Here is a 17,983-nt window from a genome sequence, read left to right on the forward strand (position 1 = left end):
GACAGTTTCTGTAAAGTGGTGGAACGGATACGGCAATTATTGGCTGAAATCAGCCGGGGAGTCTACGAGAAAGAGAATGAGATAGCCTTGTCTCTACTTGCTTCATTGGCAGGCGAAAGCATCCTGTTGCTTGGTCCTCCGGGAGTGGCCAAGTCGATGGTAGCCCGGCGGCTCAAGCTGGTATTCTCGGGGGCACGTGCATTCGAATATCTGATGTCCCGTTTCTCTACTCCGGACGAGATATTCGGCCCGGTCAGTATCAGCCGGCTGAAAGAAGCAGACAAATACGAACGCATCGTCCAAGGTTACCTGCCTTCTGCCGACATCGTATTCCTGGATGAAATATGGAAAGCAGGACCTGCCATACAAAACACACTGCTGACTGCCATCAATGAAAAGGTGTTCCGCAACGGGGAGAACGAACTGAGACTGCCCCTGAAACTGCTGGTCGGGGCAAGCAATGAGTTGCCTGCCCATGGCGAAGGGCTGGAAGCTCTTTGGGACCGTTTCCTGCTCCGCATCGTTTGCCACAGCATACAGGATGAAGCCATCTTTCACCGTATGCTGCTGGATGATACGGAACAGGACGAAGTAACCGTTGCCCCCCATCTGCAAATCACAGAAGAAGAATACGCGGCATGGCAACAACACATCCGAACCCTTCCCGTCCCTCCTTCTCTATTGGAATGTATTACAGACATACGCCGACAGTTGTCCAGCATGGAAATTCCGCAAAGCGATCTCCGGCGCAACATTTACGTCAGCGACCGCCGTTGGAAACACATCGTCAGACTGTTGAAAGCATCGGCTTTTCTGCATGACCGGACGGAAGTTCATACCGAAGACCTCTTGGTAATTTACCACTGTCTGTGGAACGAACCCGAAGAGTTGCCCGCTCTGCGCCAGCTTGTCATCCGCTCCCTTTTTGCCCGGCAAGAGAAACAGATCGCTTCCATTGCACAGACATTGAAGAGTAATCTGAAATCCTATTCTGCCTGTCAGGCATTGGAGAAAGCACGTCATAGCCGGAACCACCGGGATGATGACCTCCTGATTGTCGACCACTTCTACTTTCAACTCGAGAACCATGGTACCGGCCATACCTTCATCTTTCTGGCCGACTTTATGGGGATGAACAATCATCAGCCTCAGGACGCGCCACACATAGGTGTCATGTATACCGACCCGCTTCATCCCGAACGCACACTGATCCGCACGTTTGCAGACAGCAGACAGATGAAAGCCAAAGACGCCAGACAAGTACGCCTCTACCGCGACGACCGTTATCTGTACATCGACGGTGTGCGTTATGGTTTGCGCCGTCTCCGGCCGGGCGAGAAACAGTCCGTAGGCCAACCGTTGAAACCGGTTGCCGACCACGACTACGAAGCGGAACTGGAGGAAGCCAACCACTCCATCAGCCAACTGGCTCACCAACTGTATACCAACCTGTTCCTTTGCGAAGCCGATAAAAAAGAAATCGAACAACACGTGGCAAACCTGCGCAAACAAATTGCGTTTGCCCGACTGGATGCCCGCAAACTGCTGTACGGCGATGAGGCATGAGCAGTCATTCTATACTCAAATACTGGAACATTACCTCTCGACAGGCGAATTTCTGGAAACCGGCAGTACCGAACCGCTCTACACCTACCTGCGTTCGGTAATGGAAAATCCGGTCATCAAGGTTCAAGTTCTGTCCGATGAGATATGCGCACGTGTCTTCTATGATACTTTAAGCCAGTTCATCCTACAAAACCTGGAACGCGAAAAATACAACTATCAGCGGAAACAGTCGGAAGAGAAAAGCCGCCAACTCATCACCCAATGGACACACGACCGCAAACGGGACGGCTGGCAGGCACTGATTGAAGAACTGGACAACCGCTACAGCCGCCATGGCTTCCAAGCACCCTTTTACCGGCAGGCATTCAGTAAAGAAGAAAATATTGACGACGACATTCTGTGGGAAAAACTGGCTGATGACTGGCGGGAAGCCATGCAGCGCCAACTGGCTGAAGAGAAAGAAGCTGAAATAGAGAATTATCGGGAAAACCTTGAGCGCCGCCTGTCTTCCAACCTGCGGAACATACCTTCCTACCTGCAACAGAACCGGATAGAAAAAGATGAATTCCTGCAGACTTGGGGCATGATGAACGGATTGTGGAACACCAGTGACTTTGAACGCCTGCGCAAAATCGTACGGATACAAAAAGAGTTTCCCCAGATTGTCGAAGTGGCCAATGCCATGGGACGTACTGCCCACGAAGACGGGCAAGAACGCATCTTCATGACCGAAGGTGATACCTGCAGGCTGGAACACGCATCGCAATGCGACATCGCCGGCATCACAGTCAGTAACGACCTGAACAACCTCCTTCCCATAGAAATGGCCTATTGTTCTGACAAGGAATTGGAAGGCATCTTTATCGACCGGTTCCTGACAAAGAAATTGCAGACCTTCCGCTGCCAATCGGAAAACAGCCAGCCTGCCCGACGCCTGCAAACGCATCCCGCGCAACGGAAAGGTCCTATGATTGTCTGCCTCGACACTTCGGGCAGCATGACGGGGATACCTGAAAGAGTGGGACACTCCACCCTGATCAAATTGTTGGAAATAGCCGACCGGCAGAAGCGCGACTGTTTCCTCATCGCCTTTTCCGTCTCCATCCAGCCCATTGATGTCCGTAAGGAACGGGCCAGCCTGCTCAGTTTCTTCAGCCGGACGGCATGTGGCGACACCGATGCAAGCCGCATGATGAAAAAAGCCTTCGAACTTCTCCAGTCCGGGAAAGACTACCGGAATGCCGATGTCCTATGGATCAGCGACTTCCGCATTCCCCTCACTTCCTCTTCCCTTTTGCAGCAACTGCAGGAAATACGCCTCAACGGAACACGCTTTTATGGACTGCAGACTGGAATCGCCGACCACGACTGGACACCCTACTTTGACCGTATCTGGCGAATCGGTTACAATTCTCCCCGATGTTATTGACTATATATCAAAACAAAATTGTACATTTGCCCACTGACAGACCAATAACAAGGATATGAAAAAAGCTATCAAATACAGCTCGATTGTTCTCATCGTATTTGCCGCACTCCTGGTGGGCGCCGGTTACTACATGCTGGACTATGCACTGAAATCGGAAGGGCTCGTCAGCCGCAGCCGCAACACGGAGGGCTCGCTGGAATATATGAAACAGGACTATCCGGAAGTAGGCCGCTGGATAGACAGTCTCCAGACGGCCGGAGCTCTTCGTGAACTCTATATCGAAAACGACGAAGGCCGGCGTCTCCACGCTCTCTATGTACCGGCCGCCGACACTACCCGGCACACAGCTGTCATCGTCCACGGCTATACGGACAACTCCATCCGTATGATGATGATAGGTTACCTCTACAGCCGCCAGTTGGGTTACAACATCCTTTTGCCCGACCTGTACGGACACGGGATGAGTGAAGGTACCGAGGTGCAGATGGGTTGGAAAGACCGTCTCGACGTGCTGCGCTGGACAGAGGAAGCCAACGAGCTTTTTGGCGGAGACACCCAGATGGTGGTACACGGCATCTCGATGGGAGCCGCTACGACCATGTGTGTATCGGGCGAAGTGGAATATGGTACATACCGGCAGCCTTTCATCAAATGTTTTGTGGAAGACTGCGGTTACACCAGCGCCTGGGACGAATTCAAAGGAGAACTGAAGAACCAGTTCGGCCTGCCTGCCTTCCCCCTGCTGCATATAGCCAGTGCCCTCTGCAACATGAAATATGGCTGGAGCTTTCAGGAAGCCTCTCCGCTGGAGCAGGTCAGAAAATGCCACCTGCCCATGCTCTTCATCCACGGCGATGCCGATACGTTTGTACCGACGTGGATGGTACATCCGCTGTACGAAGCCAAGCCCCAACCCAAGGAACTCTGGATAGTACCCGGTGCCGAACATGCCGTCGCCTATAAGGAGAATCCCGAAGTCTATACCCGTAAAGTCAGCGATTTTGTAGGAAAATACATTCATTAAAACAACAAGCCTATCCATGAAACGAACGATAACCTCCATTCTCTTCCTTTATTTAATAGGGATGATTGCCTGGGCCCAAACGGTCTATACGCCCGACAACCTGCCCAAAGTACATCTGCAAGACAAGACCCGCTACCTGTGTGACCCCGAAAACATACTCGACATGGCAGCCCGCGACAGCATCGACCGCATGCTTTATGCCCTCGAGCAGCAGACCGGTATCCAGACTGTAGTGGCCGTAGTACCCACCATTGGCGAAGCAGACTGCTTCGACTTCTGCCACCAGCTGCTCAACTCATGGGGTGTGGGACAGAAAGGAAAAGACAACGGTCTGGTCGTCCTGCTCGTCACCGACCAGCGGTGCATCCAGTTCTATACCGGCTATGGGTTGGAAGGTCCCCTGCCCGACGCCATCTGCAAACGCATCCAGACACGCTACATGATACCCTATCTGAAGGACAACCGATGGAGTGAAGGCATGGTGGCCGGCATCCGCGCTACCTGTGCCCGCCTGGACGGTTCGATGGAAAACGACTTGCCGGCCGACGGAAACGGCAACGAAGCAGGCAGCATCTTTCTGGTGCTTCTCGGCATCGTAGCAATCGGTGTCTTCCTTGCAGTCATGGCCATGCACGCAGCTTCCAAATGCCCCCAGTGCGGCCAGCACAAACTGCAACGCAGCTCCAGCCGCCTCGTGGCACGCCGTAACGGTGTCAGAACGGAAGACGTGACCTACACCTGCCGCAACTGTGGCCACCAGGTAGTGCGACGCCAGCAGTCCTACGACGACAATTATCGCGGACGGGGCGGTCGTGGCGGAGGCCCCTTCATCTTCGGAGGCGGAGGAGGCGGCTTCGGTGGAGGCGGAGGATTCGGAGGCAGCTTCGGCGGAGGTATGGGAGGCGGCGGAGGAGCCGGTTCCCGCTTCTAGAAACTGCTGCAAACAACCACGTAACGCATACAAACAACCATAAACATCCGTATACAGATTTTTCTGTATCCCACAACAAACATGAAAAGCGCTATTACACTTATTTTTACATTGTCATTAGTAATGATTGCCGGAAACATGCAGGCACAGAAACGAACCATAGCTGTCACCGGACAAGTAGTGGAACAAGACACCCGAACGCCCGTCGAGGCTGCAACCGTGCAGCTTCTGGCCCTTCCCGACAGTTCGCAGGCGGCCGGGCATACCACAGACAAGGACGGACGGTTCAGCCTGCCGCGTGTCAAACCGGGCAACTACCTGCTGAAGGTATCGTTCATCGGATACACCACGCTGTACCGCCCAGTCAAGCTGACTGGCAAATCTCCGGCAAAGAACGATTTGGGCGTCCTGCCACTGGCTACGGATGCCATCATGCTGGCCGAAGCCGTAGTTACGGCCGAAGCCCCTCCCGTAGTGGTCAATGCAGACACCACGGAGTATAACGCATCGGCCTACCGCGTAGCCGCAGGCGACATGCTGGAAGAACTCGTCAAGCAGCTTCCCGGAGTGGAAATTGACGAGAACGGGAAGATTACCCTCAACGGGGAAGAAATCAAGAAGATTATGATCAACGGAAAGGAATTCTTCGGAAACAATACCGACATGTCCATGAAGAACCTGCCGGCCGATGCGGTCAAGAAGCTGAAAGCCTACAAGGAGAAAAGCGACCACGAACGCCTCACCGGCATCAAGGACGGCAACGAGACACCGGTACTGGACCTGACCCTGAAGAAAAACAGCGGCTGGATGGGCAATCTGAATGGCGGTTACGGCACCAAAGACCGCTACGACGGCAATGTCAACGTAAACCACTTTACCGATGACATCAACCTGTCCTTTATAGGAGCGGCCAACAATACCCGCCGCAGAGGAAACGGCGAACAGACCCAGCAGAACGGAGGCGTGACCTATGCACGCAAAAGCAAGACACTCAACATCCGGGGAAACGTCAACTATAACCACTCCGTCAACGAAACCCATACGCAGACCGATGCCGAGACCTTCCTCGGCGACGAGTCGACCTTCTCCAACCGCCGCTCGGACAACGGAAACGGCGCACACGGCCTGAGCGGAAACGCTTGGGTGGAATGGAAGGCTGACAGCCTGAACACCCTGAGCGCCTACTTCAACATGAGCTACAACAACGGCGACTCGTGGAGCGAAAGCTGGAGGAAGAACAGCGACAACGACCGGAACGACATCAACGAAACGACCTCGTCCAGCCGCGGCGACAGTCACGGACACAACATCAACGGCGGCTTCTCCTACTACCACCGCTTCAAGAAGGCCGGACGAAACTTCTACGCCAACATCGGGTTCGGCAGCAGCAACAACGAAAGCAGCCGCTACGACCGCTCCTACTCGCAATTCTTCCTGCAAGACAGTATTTCGGACATCGAGCGGGACACGCGGAGCAAGGGGAACAACCTGAACTGGACACTGTCGGCCGGCTACATCGAACCGCTGTCCAAGCACTACCGGCTGAGCGTGAACTACAGCTTCTACACCCGTACGGGGCTGTCGCAGTCGCTGGCCTACGACAGTATAAACTATCCCGACCGTACCAACCACAGCTATAACGACCACCTGAGCTCGAAGGTGGAAAACAGCTACGGAAGCCACAACATCGGCCTCTCGCTGCAGGGCGACCACACGCAATGGACACCCGAACGGAAGGGCCTCATCTACAACGCAGGCGTCACACTGACTCCCAATACCAGCAAAAGCGAAACGACCATCGGTCCCAACACGGGAAAAGACCTGCCCAGGCAGCACACGCTGAACTGGTCGCCCCGCGTGACAGCCGACTATTACTTCTCGCGCCACGAACGCATCAACATCCGATACAACGGACAGAGTTCGGCGCCCAGCCTGCAGGACCTGCAGGAAGTCATCAGCGTGACCGACCCCATGAACCTGCACTACGGCAACCCCAACCTGAAGCCGTCGTTCGCCAACAACATCAATGCCGGTTACGAACGCTACTCCACCAAAACCATGCGCAGCTTCCGCATCCGCGCCAACTTCAGCAATACGCTGAACTCGATAGCCAACCGCATGACCTACGACAAGAGTACGGGCGCACGCACCTACCACAAAATAAACCTCAACGGCAACTGGCGGACGGACGCCAACCTGTCGTTCGACACACCGCTGAAGAACAAGAAATTCACCCTCAGCACAGGCGCCTCGGTGGCCTACAACAACCAGGTGGGTTACCTATCCGTGGGAGGAGGCGACTCCGAACTCAGCACCACGCGCAACCTCTCGACCAGCGAACGGGTGCGTGCCTCCTACCGGAGCGACAAGTTCGACATCGCCCTCAACGGGCACTTCCGATACAACAAGGCCAGCAACGACAAGCAGCCGGGCAGCAACCGCGAGACCTTCGACTACACGCTGAGCGGAAACACCCACATCCGCCTGCCCTGGGATGTCGAGCTGTCCACCGACCTGTCGTGGCGCATCCGAGAGGGATACAGCGGAAACGCCGGGCGCGACGAGCTGTTGTGGAACGCACAGATCAGCAAGCGTTTCCTCAAGAAGAAGCAGGCCATGGTGCGCCTGCGCGTGTTCGACATCCTGCAACAGCAGAACAACCAGACACGCAGCGTCAGCGCCAACGGCATCACCGACACCACCAGCAACATGCTGACGAGCTATTGCATCCTGAACTTCACCTACCGCTTCAATACCTTGGGCGGGCGGGGTGGAAGACACTGATAAACGAGAACAAACAAAAAAGAAAGATTCATTAAACTAAAAAAAGGAGAACTGAACATGAAGAAAGTAACCATCATCGCTATCGTGGCCGTAGTGGCCATCATTGCTTTCTGGGCCATCAGCGGCTACAACAGCCTCGTCGGCATGGACGAGAACGTCAGCAACCAGTGGGCCAACGTGGAGACGCAGTACCAGCGTCGTGCCGACCTCATCCCCAACCTGGTGAACACGGTCAAGGGCTATGCCGCCCACGAAAAGGAGACGCTGGAAGGCGTCATGGCCGCCCGCAGCCAGGCCACCCAAATCAAGGTGGACCCCACGGACCTGACGCCCGAGAAGCTGGCCGAATACCAGAAGGCACAGGGCCAGCTGGCCACCGCCCTGGGCCGCCTGCTTGCCATCACCGAAAACTATCCCGACCTGAAGGCCAACCAGAACTTCCTGGAGCTGCAGGCCCAGCTCGAAGGCACGGAGAACCGCATCAACGTGGCCCGCAAGAACTTCAACGACGCGGCCAAGACCTACAACACCACCATCCGCCGCTTCCCCAAGAACATCCTCGCCGGCATGTTCGGCTTCGACAAGCGTGCCTACTTTGAGGCTGCCGAGGGTGCCGAGCAGGCGCCGCAGGTGCAGTTCTAAGCATATCCTATAATACCATTGGGTATCCTCTACCAAGTAACGGTCGTTCCCTTTGAAGGGAACGGCCGTTACCTTTAAAGGGGAACGCCTGTTTCCTTCAAAGGGAACGAGCGTTTCCACCCACTGGGAACGAGCGTTTCCTCATACAGGAAACGGCGTCATCTCCCATATTACGGAGAGCGGAAGGCAGAATATCGAGAAAATGCCTGCCAATAGAGTAGGCTATCTGCCGAATAATTGTTACTTTTGCATATTCAATTGAACAAAAATACATTATCTCATGAGTAATCAACGATACATGATGCGCGGCGTAAGCGCATCGAAAGAGGATGTTCACAACGCCATCAAGAACATCGACAAGGGCATTTTCCCGCAGGCCTTCTGCAAGATTATCCCCGACATACTGGGCGGCGACCCGGAGTATTGCAACATCATGCACGCCGACGGCGCAGGCACCAAGTCGTCGCTGGCCTACCTGTACTGGCGGGAGACGGGCGACCTCTCGGTGTGGAAAGGCATCGCGCAGGACGCGCTCATCATGAACATCGACGACCTGCTCTGCGTGGGCGCCGTGGACAACATCCTCGTCTCCTCCACCATCGGACGCAACAAGCTGCTGGTGCCGGGCGAAGTCATCTCCGCCATCATCAACGGCACGGACGAACTGCTGGCCGAGCTGCGTGAAATGGGCGTGGGCGTCTATGCCACAGGCGGCGAGACGGCCGACGTGGGCGACCTGGTGCGCACCATCATCGTGGACTCTACCGTAACCTGCCGCATGAAGCGCAGCGACGTCATCAACAACGCCAACATCCGTCCGGGCGACGTCATCGTGGGCCTCGCCAGCTACGGACAGGCTACTTACGAGAAGGAATACAACGGCGGCATGGGCAGCAACGGCCTGACCTCGGCCCGCCACGATGTCTTTGCCAAGTATCTGGCAGAGAAATATCCGGAGAGCTACGACAAGGCCGTGCCCGACGAACTGGTGTACAGCGGCAAGCTGAAGCTGACCGACAAGGTAGAAGGCAGTCCGCTGGATGCAGGCAAGCTCGTCCTCTCGCCCACCCGTACCTATGCGCCGGTTGTCAAGAAGCTGCTCGACGCCCTGCGCCCCCAGATTCACGGTATGGTACACTGCTCGGGCGGTGCACAGACCAAGGTGCTGCACTTCGTGGGCGACAACTGCCGCGTCATCAAGGACAACCTCTTCCCCGTACCTCCCCTGTTCCGCACCATCAAGGAGCAGAGCGACACGGACTGGGCGGAGATGTACAAGGTATTCAACATGGGACATCGTCTGGAAGTCTACCTCTCGCCCGAGCATGCCGAGGAAGTCATCGCCATCTCGAAGTCGTTCAACATCGACGCACAGGTCATCGGCCGCATCGAGGAGAGCGACAAGAAGGAGCTGATTATCCGCTCGGAGTTCGGTGAGTTCAGGTATTAATGAAAGATATTGAGCGCTATGGGCTATGTAGTCATTGTTCTGATTGTGGTGTGTGTATTGGCTTGGGGGCAATATTACCGGAGCAATACCCGCCGCAAGAAGAAATAAAGACAAGGTAAAAGAGAGAAACAATACTCCAAAGCCATGAAGAAAACTCTTGGAAAGCTCATTCTGTATGTCATACTGTGGATTGTAGCAGGTGCCGCACTGAGCGTTGTAGCCACACGCATCGGTTCAGACTATCTGCACAGCCTGGCTGTCATAGGTCCGCCCATGGTGGTAGGTTACCTGTCCAGTCTCGAAGACGGAGAGGAAAAGGGCCGCCGGTTGCGGTGCTGGCGGTTGGTGTTGCTGACAGGCATAGTCACCACAGCGTTCTGGCTGCTTGAGAAATTAGTGTAACAAGAACAACTCTTCAAGATAAGAATTATGGAACGAGAACATCAAGGTTGCCTGATAGGCATTGGCATGGTAGCCGTCTGTGGAGCTATCCTTTTTGTGGCTTACAAGTGGGATATTCCATTCTTGAAGTGCGTCTGCTACCTGTTGCCGGCTCTCATCGGATCCTACATAGGCAGCCAGTATTTCAGCAACGAGGAGCAGCGGGTGAAGAACCGCTTCTCGCGCCGGACGTGGAGTTGGCTTGTTGTCGGCTTTTTCCTGCTGGCTGCATTGCTGGCGTGGCTGTTTGAGGGAAGATTGTGGTAAACATGATTCTGTAGGCTTTGGTATGAATAACAAAGAAAGGACTGACGGACTTCGGTTGCCCGTGACAGTAGTAATCATTTTGATTCTTGCCGTTCTGGGTATTACCCTCAGCCAAGTGGCTGACATAATAGACTATTGTCAGGAAGAGGAGCCACCTGTTCTCCGCATTGTGATGCGCAGCATCTCCACATTCGGTTGGGCCCTCGTTGAATGGTATCTGCTTGACGAGATGTGGCAATATTATAGACGAAAGAAAAAAACTGAGTCGGAAGAGACTGATAACATATAATATGAAGATGAAACATTTAGTAAAAGTCATTCTCGTGGCCGTTGTCATCCTTGCCTTCTGCTTCGGACTTTATGTCCTCAGCGACCGGTGGGATGCGCCTGTTCTCCGATTCCTGAACTACACCATCATCGGTGCAGCCGCTGGAATCTATGCAGGTCCCCGTCTTGCCCCCGAAGTCGATAAGGAGAAGTATCGGATGAATTCCAGGAAATGGATATTGAGCATCGCAGGCGTAGTCGTGTTTGCGGCAGTACTGTCCTGGCTGGTTGAGGGGAGGTTGTGGTAATAATAGAATAATACGAAATAAATGGCAGATAACAACACCATACTGGAAAAGCTCGACGGCCTCGTGGCCCGCTTCGAGGAAGTGTCGACACTGATTACCGACCCGGCAGTCATTGCCGACCAGAAGCGGTACGTCAAGCTGACGAAAGAATACAAGGAACTGGGCGACCTGATGGAAGCCCGCAAGGAATACATGCAGGTATTGAACGGCATCGACGAGGCCAAGGACATCATCGCCAACGAAACCGATGCCGAGATGCGCGACATGGCCCGCGAGGAACTTGATGCCTGCCAGACGCGCCTGCCAGAACTGGAGGAGCACATCAAGCTGCTGCTCGTTCCGGCCGACCCGCAGGACAGCCGCAACGCCATCCTTGAGATACGTGGCGGTACGGGCGGCGACGAAGCGGCCATCTTTGCAGGCGACCTCTTCCGCATGTACTCCAAGTACTGCGACATCAAGGGCTGGAAGCTCGAAGTGTCCAGCGCCAACGAAGGAGCCGCCGGCGGCTTCAAGGAAATCATCTGTTCCGTTACGGGCGAGAACGTGTATGGCACGCTAAAGTATGAGTCGGGCGTGCACCGCGTACAGCGTGTGCCGGCCACGGAGACACAGGGCCGTGTACATACCTCAGCCGCCTCGGTAGCCGTACTGCCCGAAGCCGAGGAGTTCGACGTGGTGATCAATGAAGGCGAAATCAAGTGGGACACCTTCCGAAGCGGCGGTGCAGGCGGCCAGAACGTGAACAAGGTAGAATCGGGCGTGCGCCTGCGCTACAACTGGAAGAACCCGCTGACGGGTGTCGTAGAAGAAATCCTCATCGAGTGTACCGAGACGCGCGACCAGCCCAAGAACAAGGAGCGTGCCCTCTCGCGCCTGCGCACCTTCATCTACGACAAGGAGCATCAGAAGTACATCGACGACATCGCCTCCAAGCGCAAGACAATGGTCAGCACGGGCGACCGCTCGGCCAAGATACGTACCTACAACTATCCGCAGGGACGCATCACCGACCACCGCATCAACTACACCATCTACAACCTGGCCGCCTTCATGGACGGCGACATACAGGACTGCATCGACCACCTCATCGTGGCCGAGAATGCGGAACGGTTGAAGGAAAGCGAGCTGTAAAAACTGATGGATTATGCATAGAATTTTATTACTTATAACCCTATTAGGGCACCTGGCCACGCTTCGTGCGCAAGTGTCGGACAGAAAAGAAATAGAGATGGACCGTATAAAGAACAGTGTCGTCCTCTTTACATTCGGACAGTCCAATTCTGCAAACTACGGGCAAGGAGGAAAATATCTCTATACTCCACGGCATGAAGTCTACAACTATTTCAACCAAAAGCTCTACATGGCCCAGGACCCTTTACTGGGAGCCACAGGAAAAGGTGGCAGTGTGTGGGGAATAACAGGCGATTTGCTAATCGAAAAGAAGAAGGCACAAGCTGTGACCATTATTCCCATTGGCATCGGAGGAGTCAAAATCTCAGAATGGGCAAAAGGAGGAGTACACCATCAGTTACTGGAAAAAACGCTGGATGACATAGTCCGTTTGGGCATTCAAATAGACTGCATCTGCTGGCATCAGGGAGAATCGGACAATATTGCCAATACGACTTCTGCACAATATATGGAGAAATTTCTCGAAATACGCGAGGCATTCCGAAAACGAGGTATACAAGCTCCTTTCGTTGTGGCCGTTGCCAGTTATCACCCTCTTTGCCTGGAAGAAGACCACGGATGCTCAAAAGAGATAAGAGATGCACAGAAAGAATTGGCAAGAAAATATAAAGATATTCATCAAGGTCCCGATACAGACAAGCTTAACAAAGTGTATCAGCGTGCAGACGGCATTCACTTCTCACACGTAGGCCAACGGCAACATGCCGAAATGTGGGCAAAAATTCTTGCCCGAATATTATAAGAATCAGTATATATCAATAAAAAAACAAGAGACATATGAACAAGCAACAACTCTTTGAAAACATCAAGAAGAAGCAGTCGTTCCTCTGTGTGGGGCTCGACACGGACATCAAGAAGATTCCCGCACACCTACTGAAGGAAGAAGACCCCATCTTCGCTTTCAACAAGGCCATCATCGACGCTACGCAGGACCTCTGCATTGCCTACAAGCCCAACCTGGCTTTCTACGAGAGCATGGGCGTAAAGGGATGGATTGCCTTCGAAAAGACGGTGAACTACATCAAGCAGAACTATCCCGACCAATTCATCATCGCCGACGCCAAGCGCGGCGACATCGGCAACACATCGGCCATGTATGCCCGTACCTTCTTCGAGGAGCTGGACATCGACTCCGTGACCGTAGCTCCCTACATGGGCGAGGACAGCGTGACGCCGTTCCTGACGTACGAAGGCAAGTGGGTCATCCTGTTGGCACTGACCAGCAACAAGGGTTCACACGACTTCCAGCTGACAGAAGATAAAGATGGCGAGCGTCTGTTCGAGAAAGTACTCCGCAAGAGCCAAGAGTGGGCCAACGACGAGAACATGATGTACGTGGTAGGTGCTACGCAAGGCCGTATGTTCGAGGATATCCGCAAGGTTGTGCCCAATCACTTCCTGCTCGTGCCGGGCGTAGGCGCTCAGGGCGGCTCGCTGGAAGAAGTCTGCAAGTATGGCATGACGAAGGAGTGCGGCCTCATCGTCAACTCCAGCCGTGGCATCATCTACGTGGACAAGACGGAGAACTTCGCCGCCGCCAGCCGCAAGGCCGCACAGGAAGTGCAGGCACAGATGGCCGAGCAGCTGAAGACAATTCTTTGATTCGGCGAAAAGCTCCATTACATAACGAGGGTGTATCAAAATAAGAGTTCGCTTTCTTTAGGCACGGATTACACGGATTTCACGGATTAATATCCATATATATTCCGCGTTTTTCCGCGTAATCCGTGCCTGAAAATAACAGGAAGTCAGCCTCTCTTTATTTTGATACACCCTTTCTTCGTCGAAAAGATATGCTCTACCATCTTACTTCAGATACTCCCTGAAGAAACTCTCAATCTTGTCGAAAGGTATTACCTGCAGGTTGTCGTACAGGTCGGTGTGGTTGGCGCCGGGGATGATGAGCAGTTCCTTGTTGTCGCCCGTCAGCTTCTGGAAGGCATCCCGGCTGAAGTAGCACGAATGGGCCTTCTCACCGTGAATCATCAGGACGGCGCTGCGTATCTCGTTGCTATAGGTCAGGATGGGCATGTTGATGAACGACAGCGAAGAAGTCTTGTTCCATCCGTCGTTCGAGTTGAGCGAACGCTTGTGGTAGCCGCGCGGGGTCTTGTAGTAGGCGTAGTAGTCCTTCACGAACTGGGGCGCGTCGGCAGGCAGCGGGTCCACCACACCACCGGCACGTTCGTAGGAGCCGTTGCGGTAGTCGGCCGTGCGCTGGGCGTTGAGCTGGCGGCGGAGTTCGTAACGCTGGTCTGCATCCATCGAGTCGAAGTAACCGTTGGCCGTGACGCGGCTCATGTCGTACATGGTCGAGGTGACCGTCGCCTTGATGCGCGTGTCGATGGCGGCAGCGTTCAAAGCCATGCCTCCCCAACCGCAAATGCCGAGGATGCCGATGCGCTCAGGGTCTACGTCGTCGCGGGTTGACAGATAGTCCACCGCCGCACAGAAGTCCTCCGTATTGATGTCGGGCGAGGCCACATAGCGAGGCTGGCCGCCACTCTCGCCCGTAAACGAGGGGTCGAAGGCAATGGTCAGGAAGCCGCGCTCGGCCAGCATCTGCGCATAGAGGCCCGACGCCTGCTCCTTGACGGCTCCGAACGGCCCGCTCACGGCAATGGCAGCCAGCTTGCCCGTAGCCTGCTTCGGCACGTAGAGGTCGGCCACAAGCGTAATGCCGTAGCGGTTGTGGAAGGTCACTTTACGATGATTCACTTTGTCGCTCTGCGGGAACACCTTGTCCCACTCACTGGTCAATTCCAATTTTTCCATATCGTTTTCTGTTTGAGGGTTACATTTGTCCGTAACGTTTGCCGCACCAGCGGCGGTAAGGCCTGTCAGCAGGAAGGCTGCCAGCAGGCAGGAGAGAGTTTTCTTTCTGTTCATCTTTTACACCTTATATATACTATCTTATTTGCTTCCCAAGCCAAGGGTCACGGTAACATCTCCGTCGCCCAAAGCGGCTTTCAGTTCACTTTCCGACACGTTGTCAATCTTGCCGAGACGGGTCAGCGAATAGTTGTTGCGTCCGTAGTAGATGACGAAATAGCGGCCCTGATACAGAATCAGGTCGCCCGGCACGGTCGAAATCTGTTCATCGTTGCGCGGCAGGGTGGTGCCTATCGGGCCCACCTTCTCCATCCGTGCATAGTCTTCCATCTCGATGGTGAGGTCTCCCTCGGCCAGCAGCGCCTTCAGCGCACGAGTCGAAGAGTTGTCCACCAGCGTGGCGGTGAATGTCTTTCCGCCTACTTTCAGTCTGATTGTACTTGTTTCCATATTCTCTTGATTTTCATTTTCCGATTCTTCTTCCTCCGGCTGGGCGGGCTGTTCGGGTACGGGAGGCACAAGCTCCGGTTCGGGATCCGAGCTACAGGCCGCCGCCATCCAGGGCAGCAACAGGAGGAGGAAAATCAGCAGACAGGTCTTCATGATAAAAAAACGTTAGGGTTTCCGGATGCAAAGATACGGCGGCGGACGCCTCCGCCATGTATACGGATTACGGAAGAAATAACGGAGATTACGGATAGATGTACGGATTTCTGCCGCATTCTCTCCGCCTCCCCCTTGTTTATCTCCTTGAAATCTCCTACCTTTGGGCGTAAACCAATTAAGGACATCCGACCATGAACCACGAAAACACTACCGTCACGCCTACGCCGGCCGTGCAAAACATCCCTAACCATTACCTCTACTGCTTTGCCACAGACGAGGCCTGCCCCCGCGCATCGCACTGCCTGCACGCCACCGCCGCCCGCCTCCTCGGACAAAGCGGAAGAACCGATCCGCCCGCCCTGCAGAGCGTGAGCCCCGTCTATATCCAGAAGTCTGCCGCCCAGTGCAGCTTCTTCCGCGACAGTACGCCCGTACGCTTCGCACGGGGCATGACACACTTGTTCGATTTGGTACCCTACAAGCAGTTACGGCAAGTCCGCCTTCAGGTCATGGGGTGCTTCTCCTGCGAACGTTACTTCTACTACAGCCAGGAAGGCAAACGCCTCATTACCCCTCAGGAACAGAAAGCCATCCAGAATGTATTCCGCCGGGCTGGCATCTCCCCCGTCCCCGACTTCGACGAATACTCTGAAGGAGTAAATTGGTAATCAGACCGATAGCACTGCAAAAAGATTGCAAACGTTTTGCAGTGACTCTGCAAGTGCTTTGCAGTATTACTGCAAAGGCAATACAGAAGCGCTGCAAAGGCTTTGCAGAAACACTGCAAAACGTGTTGCAGCGATATTGCAAGGCACTTGCAGAAACGTAAAGAAACCGAAACTGAAAGAAGAAGGTTTGCTGAAGAAAAGCAAACCATCCTCCTGTCAACGTATCTGATAGCCTACGACTAAATCAATACCTTTATAAAAACAGAAACCATGAGCTACGAACGCAAAATCATCAACGACCCCGTCTTCGGGTTCATCAACATACCGAAAGGGCTGCTCTACGACCTTGTGCGCCATCCGCTGCTGCAACGCCTCACGCGCATCCGCCAGCTGGGCCTGTCGTCCGTGGTCTATCCCGGCGCGCAACATACGCGCTTCCAGCACTCGCTCGGCGCCTTCTACCTGATGACCGAGGCCATCCAGCACCTGACGGCCAAGGGCAACTTCATCTTCGACAGCGAGGCCGAAGCCGTCGAGGCCGCCATCCTGATGCACGACATCGGCCACGGACCCTTCTCGCACGTGCTGGAAGACACCATCGTGCGCGGCGTCTCCCACGAAGACATCTCCCTGCTGCTGATGGAGCGCATCAACCGCGAGATGAACGGGCAGCTCACGCTGGCCATCCAGATATTCAAGGACGAGTATCCCAAGCGCTTCCTCCACCAGCTGGTCAGCGGCCAGCTCGACATGGACCGCCTGGACTACCTGCGACGCGACAGTTTCTACACGGGCGTCACCGAGGGAAACATCGGCTCGGCACGCATCATCAAGATGCTCGACGTCAAGGACGACCACCTCGTCGTCGAGGAGAAAGGCATCTACTCCATCGAAAACTTCCTCATGGCCCGCCGCCTGATGTACTGGCAGGTGTATCTGCACAAGGCCTCCGTAGCCTACGAGCGGATGCTCATCGCCGCCCTGCTCCGCGCCAAGGAGCTGGCTGCCAAGGGTGAAGAACTCTTCGCCTCGCCCGCCCTGCGCTTCTTCCTCTACAACGACGTGGACCGCACGCGCTTCTACGACGACCCGGCCTGCCTGGAGAACTTCATCCGCCTGGACGACAACGACATCTGGACCTCGCTCAAGGTATGGTGCGGACACCCCGACAAGGTGCTCTCCACACTGAGCACGGGCATGGTGGACCGCCGCCTGTTCAAGGTGGAAATCTCCACCGAACCCGCCACCGAGGAGCGCAAGCAGGAACTGACGGCACAGATAGCCGCCGCGCTGGACGTGACGCCCGCCGAAGCCGCCTGGTTCGTCTCCGTCCCCCGCATCGAAAAGAACATGTACAACCCCGCCGACGACAGCATCGACATCCTCTACAAGGACGGCACCACGAAGAACATCGCCGAGGCATCGGACATGCTCAACATCCAGCTGCTCTCGAAGAAGGTAAAAAAATACTACCTTTGCTACCTGCGCCTGCATAGATAAGTATAAAATATTCACCCGAGGACAAGGAAATATAAAAAAAAAGTCCGTTATTTGTGTTTTGAAAACCATTTAGC

18 protein-coding genes are annotated in these 17,983 nt (G+C 54.6%); 16 read left to right on the forward strand and 2 right to left on the reverse strand.

The genetic code is table 11. The annotated features are described in order from the left end of the window. The first annotated feature begins 15 nt into the window (after positions 1-15). The 14 genes from RDO88_RS02635 to pyrF all read left to right on the forward strand — a co-directional run bounded on the left by RDO88_RS02635 (position 16) and on the right by pyrF (position 13,905). Positions 16-1,566 (forward strand): AAA family ATPase, encoded by a 1,551-nt coding sequence (locus RDO88_RS02635; RefSeq protein WP_307757881.1) that lies wholly within the window; start codon positions 16-18, stop codon positions 1,564-1,566. After that, a complete protein-coding gene (locus RDO88_RS02640; protein WP_307758028.1) occupies positions 1,532-2,995 on the forward strand; it encodes a hypothetical protein in 1,464 nt (487 codons plus the stop codon). The genes RDO88_RS02635 and RDO88_RS02640 overlap by 35 nt, the downstream gene beginning before the upstream one ends. A gap of 55 nt (positions 2,996-3,050) precedes the next feature. Beyond that, the gene (locus tag RDO88_RS02645) at positions 3,051-4,019 is read left to right on the forward strand and encodes an alpha/beta fold hydrolase (RefSeq protein ID WP_307757882.1); all 969 of its coding nucleotides are present in this window, start codon (positions 3,051-3,053) and stop codon (positions 4,017-4,019) included. Between the two features lie 16 nt (positions 4,020-4,035). Continuing rightward, on the forward strand, positions 4,036-4,950 hold the full coding sequence (locus tag RDO88_RS02650) for a TPM domain-containing protein (protein ID WP_307757883.1): 915 nt from the start codon (positions 4,036-4,038) through the stop codon (positions 4,948-4,950). An 81-nt stretch (positions 4,951-5,031) separates the two neighbouring features. Then, positions 5,032-7,734, forward strand: coding sequence for an outer membrane beta-barrel protein (locus RDO88_RS02655; RefSeq protein ID WP_307757884.1), 2,703 nt, complete (start codon positions 5,032-5,034; stop codon positions 7,732-7,734). A gap of 57 nt (positions 7,735-7,791) precedes the next feature. Next, a complete protein-coding gene (locus RDO88_RS02660) occupies positions 7,792-8,376 on the forward strand; it encodes a LemA family protein (RefSeq protein ID WP_307757885.1) in 585 nt (194 codons plus the stop codon). Positions 8,377-8,656: 280 nt separating this feature from the next. Next, positions 8,657-9,826, forward strand: coding sequence for an AIR synthase-related protein (locus RDO88_RS02665; RefSeq protein WP_307757886.1), 1,170 nt, complete (start codon positions 8,657-8,659; stop codon positions 9,824-9,826). Between the two features lie 144 nt (positions 9,827-9,970). Next, positions 9,971-10,228, forward strand: coding sequence for a hypothetical protein (locus RDO88_RS02670; RefSeq protein WP_307757887.1), 258 nt, complete (start codon positions 9,971-9,973; stop codon positions 10,226-10,228). Positions 10,229-10,255: 27 nt separating this feature from the next. Then, positions 10,256-10,534, forward strand: coding sequence for a hypothetical protein (locus RDO88_RS02675; protein WP_021848618.1), 279 nt, complete (start codon positions 10,256-10,258; stop codon positions 10,532-10,534). A 61-nt stretch (positions 10,535-10,595) separates the two neighbouring features. Beyond that, on the forward strand, positions 10,596-10,823 hold the full coding sequence (locus RDO88_RS02680; RefSeq protein ID WP_307757888.1) for a hypothetical protein: 228 nt from the start codon (positions 10,596-10,598) through the stop codon (positions 10,821-10,823). A 7-nt stretch (positions 10,824-10,830) separates the two neighbouring features. Continuing rightward, complete coding sequence (locus RDO88_RS02685) at positions 10,831-11,109, forward strand: hypothetical protein (RefSeq protein WP_307757889.1); 279 nt, start codon at positions 10,831-10,833, stop codon at positions 11,107-11,109. A 21-nt stretch (positions 11,110-11,130) separates the two neighbouring features. Next, positions 11,131-12,243: a peptide chain release factor 1 gene (prfA, locus tag RDO88_RS02690; protein ID WP_307757890.1), complete on the forward strand. Its 1,113-nt coding sequence runs from the start codon at positions 11,131-11,133 to the stop codon at positions 12,241-12,243. Positions 12,244-12,256: 13 nt separating this feature from the next. Beyond that, positions 12,257-13,045 (forward strand): sialate O-acetylesterase, encoded by a 789-nt coding sequence (locus RDO88_RS02695; protein ID WP_307757891.1) that lies wholly within the window; start codon positions 12,257-12,259, stop codon positions 13,043-13,045. Between the two features lie 35 nt (positions 13,046-13,080). After that, positions 13,081-13,905 carry an orotidine-5'-phosphate decarboxylase gene (gene pyrF, locus RDO88_RS02700; RefSeq protein WP_307757892.1) on the forward strand — a complete coding sequence of 275 codons (825 nt, stop codon included), beginning with the start codon at positions 13,081-13,083 and terminating at the stop codon, positions 13,903-13,905. A gap of 204 nt (positions 13,906-14,109) precedes the next feature. Here pyrF and RDO88_RS02705 read toward each other — a convergent pair whose 3' ends face one another. Next, complete coding sequence (locus tag RDO88_RS02705; protein ID WP_307757893.1) at positions 14,110-15,192, reverse strand: alpha/beta fold hydrolase; 1,083 nt, start codon at positions 15,190-15,192, stop codon at positions 14,110-14,112. A 24-nt stretch (positions 15,193-15,216) separates the two neighbouring features. Further along, positions 15,217-15,738 carry a cyclophilin-like fold protein gene (locus tag RDO88_RS02710; protein ID WP_307757894.1) on the reverse strand — a complete coding sequence of 174 codons (522 nt, stop codon included), beginning with the start codon at positions 15,736-15,738 and terminating at the stop codon, positions 15,217-15,219. A gap of 194 nt (positions 15,739-15,932) precedes the next feature. Here RDO88_RS02710 and RDO88_RS02715 point away from each other — a divergent pair, with 194 nt between their 5' ends. Further along, positions 15,933-16,409 (forward strand): DUF6078 family protein, encoded by a 477-nt coding sequence (locus tag RDO88_RS02715; RefSeq protein ID WP_307757895.1) that lies wholly within the window; start codon positions 15,933-15,935, stop codon positions 16,407-16,409. Between the two features lie 270 nt (positions 16,410-16,679). Then, a complete protein-coding gene (locus tag RDO88_RS02720) occupies positions 16,680-17,909 on the forward strand; it encodes an HD domain-containing protein (protein WP_307757896.1) in 1,230 nt (409 codons plus the stop codon). The last annotated feature ends 74 nt before the right edge of the window (positions 17,910-17,983 follow it).

The sequence above is a fragment of the uncultured Mediterranea sp. genome, assembly GCF_902493215.1.
GTDB lineage: Bacteria > Bacteroidota > Bacteroidia > Bacteroidales > Bacteroidaceae > Bacteroides.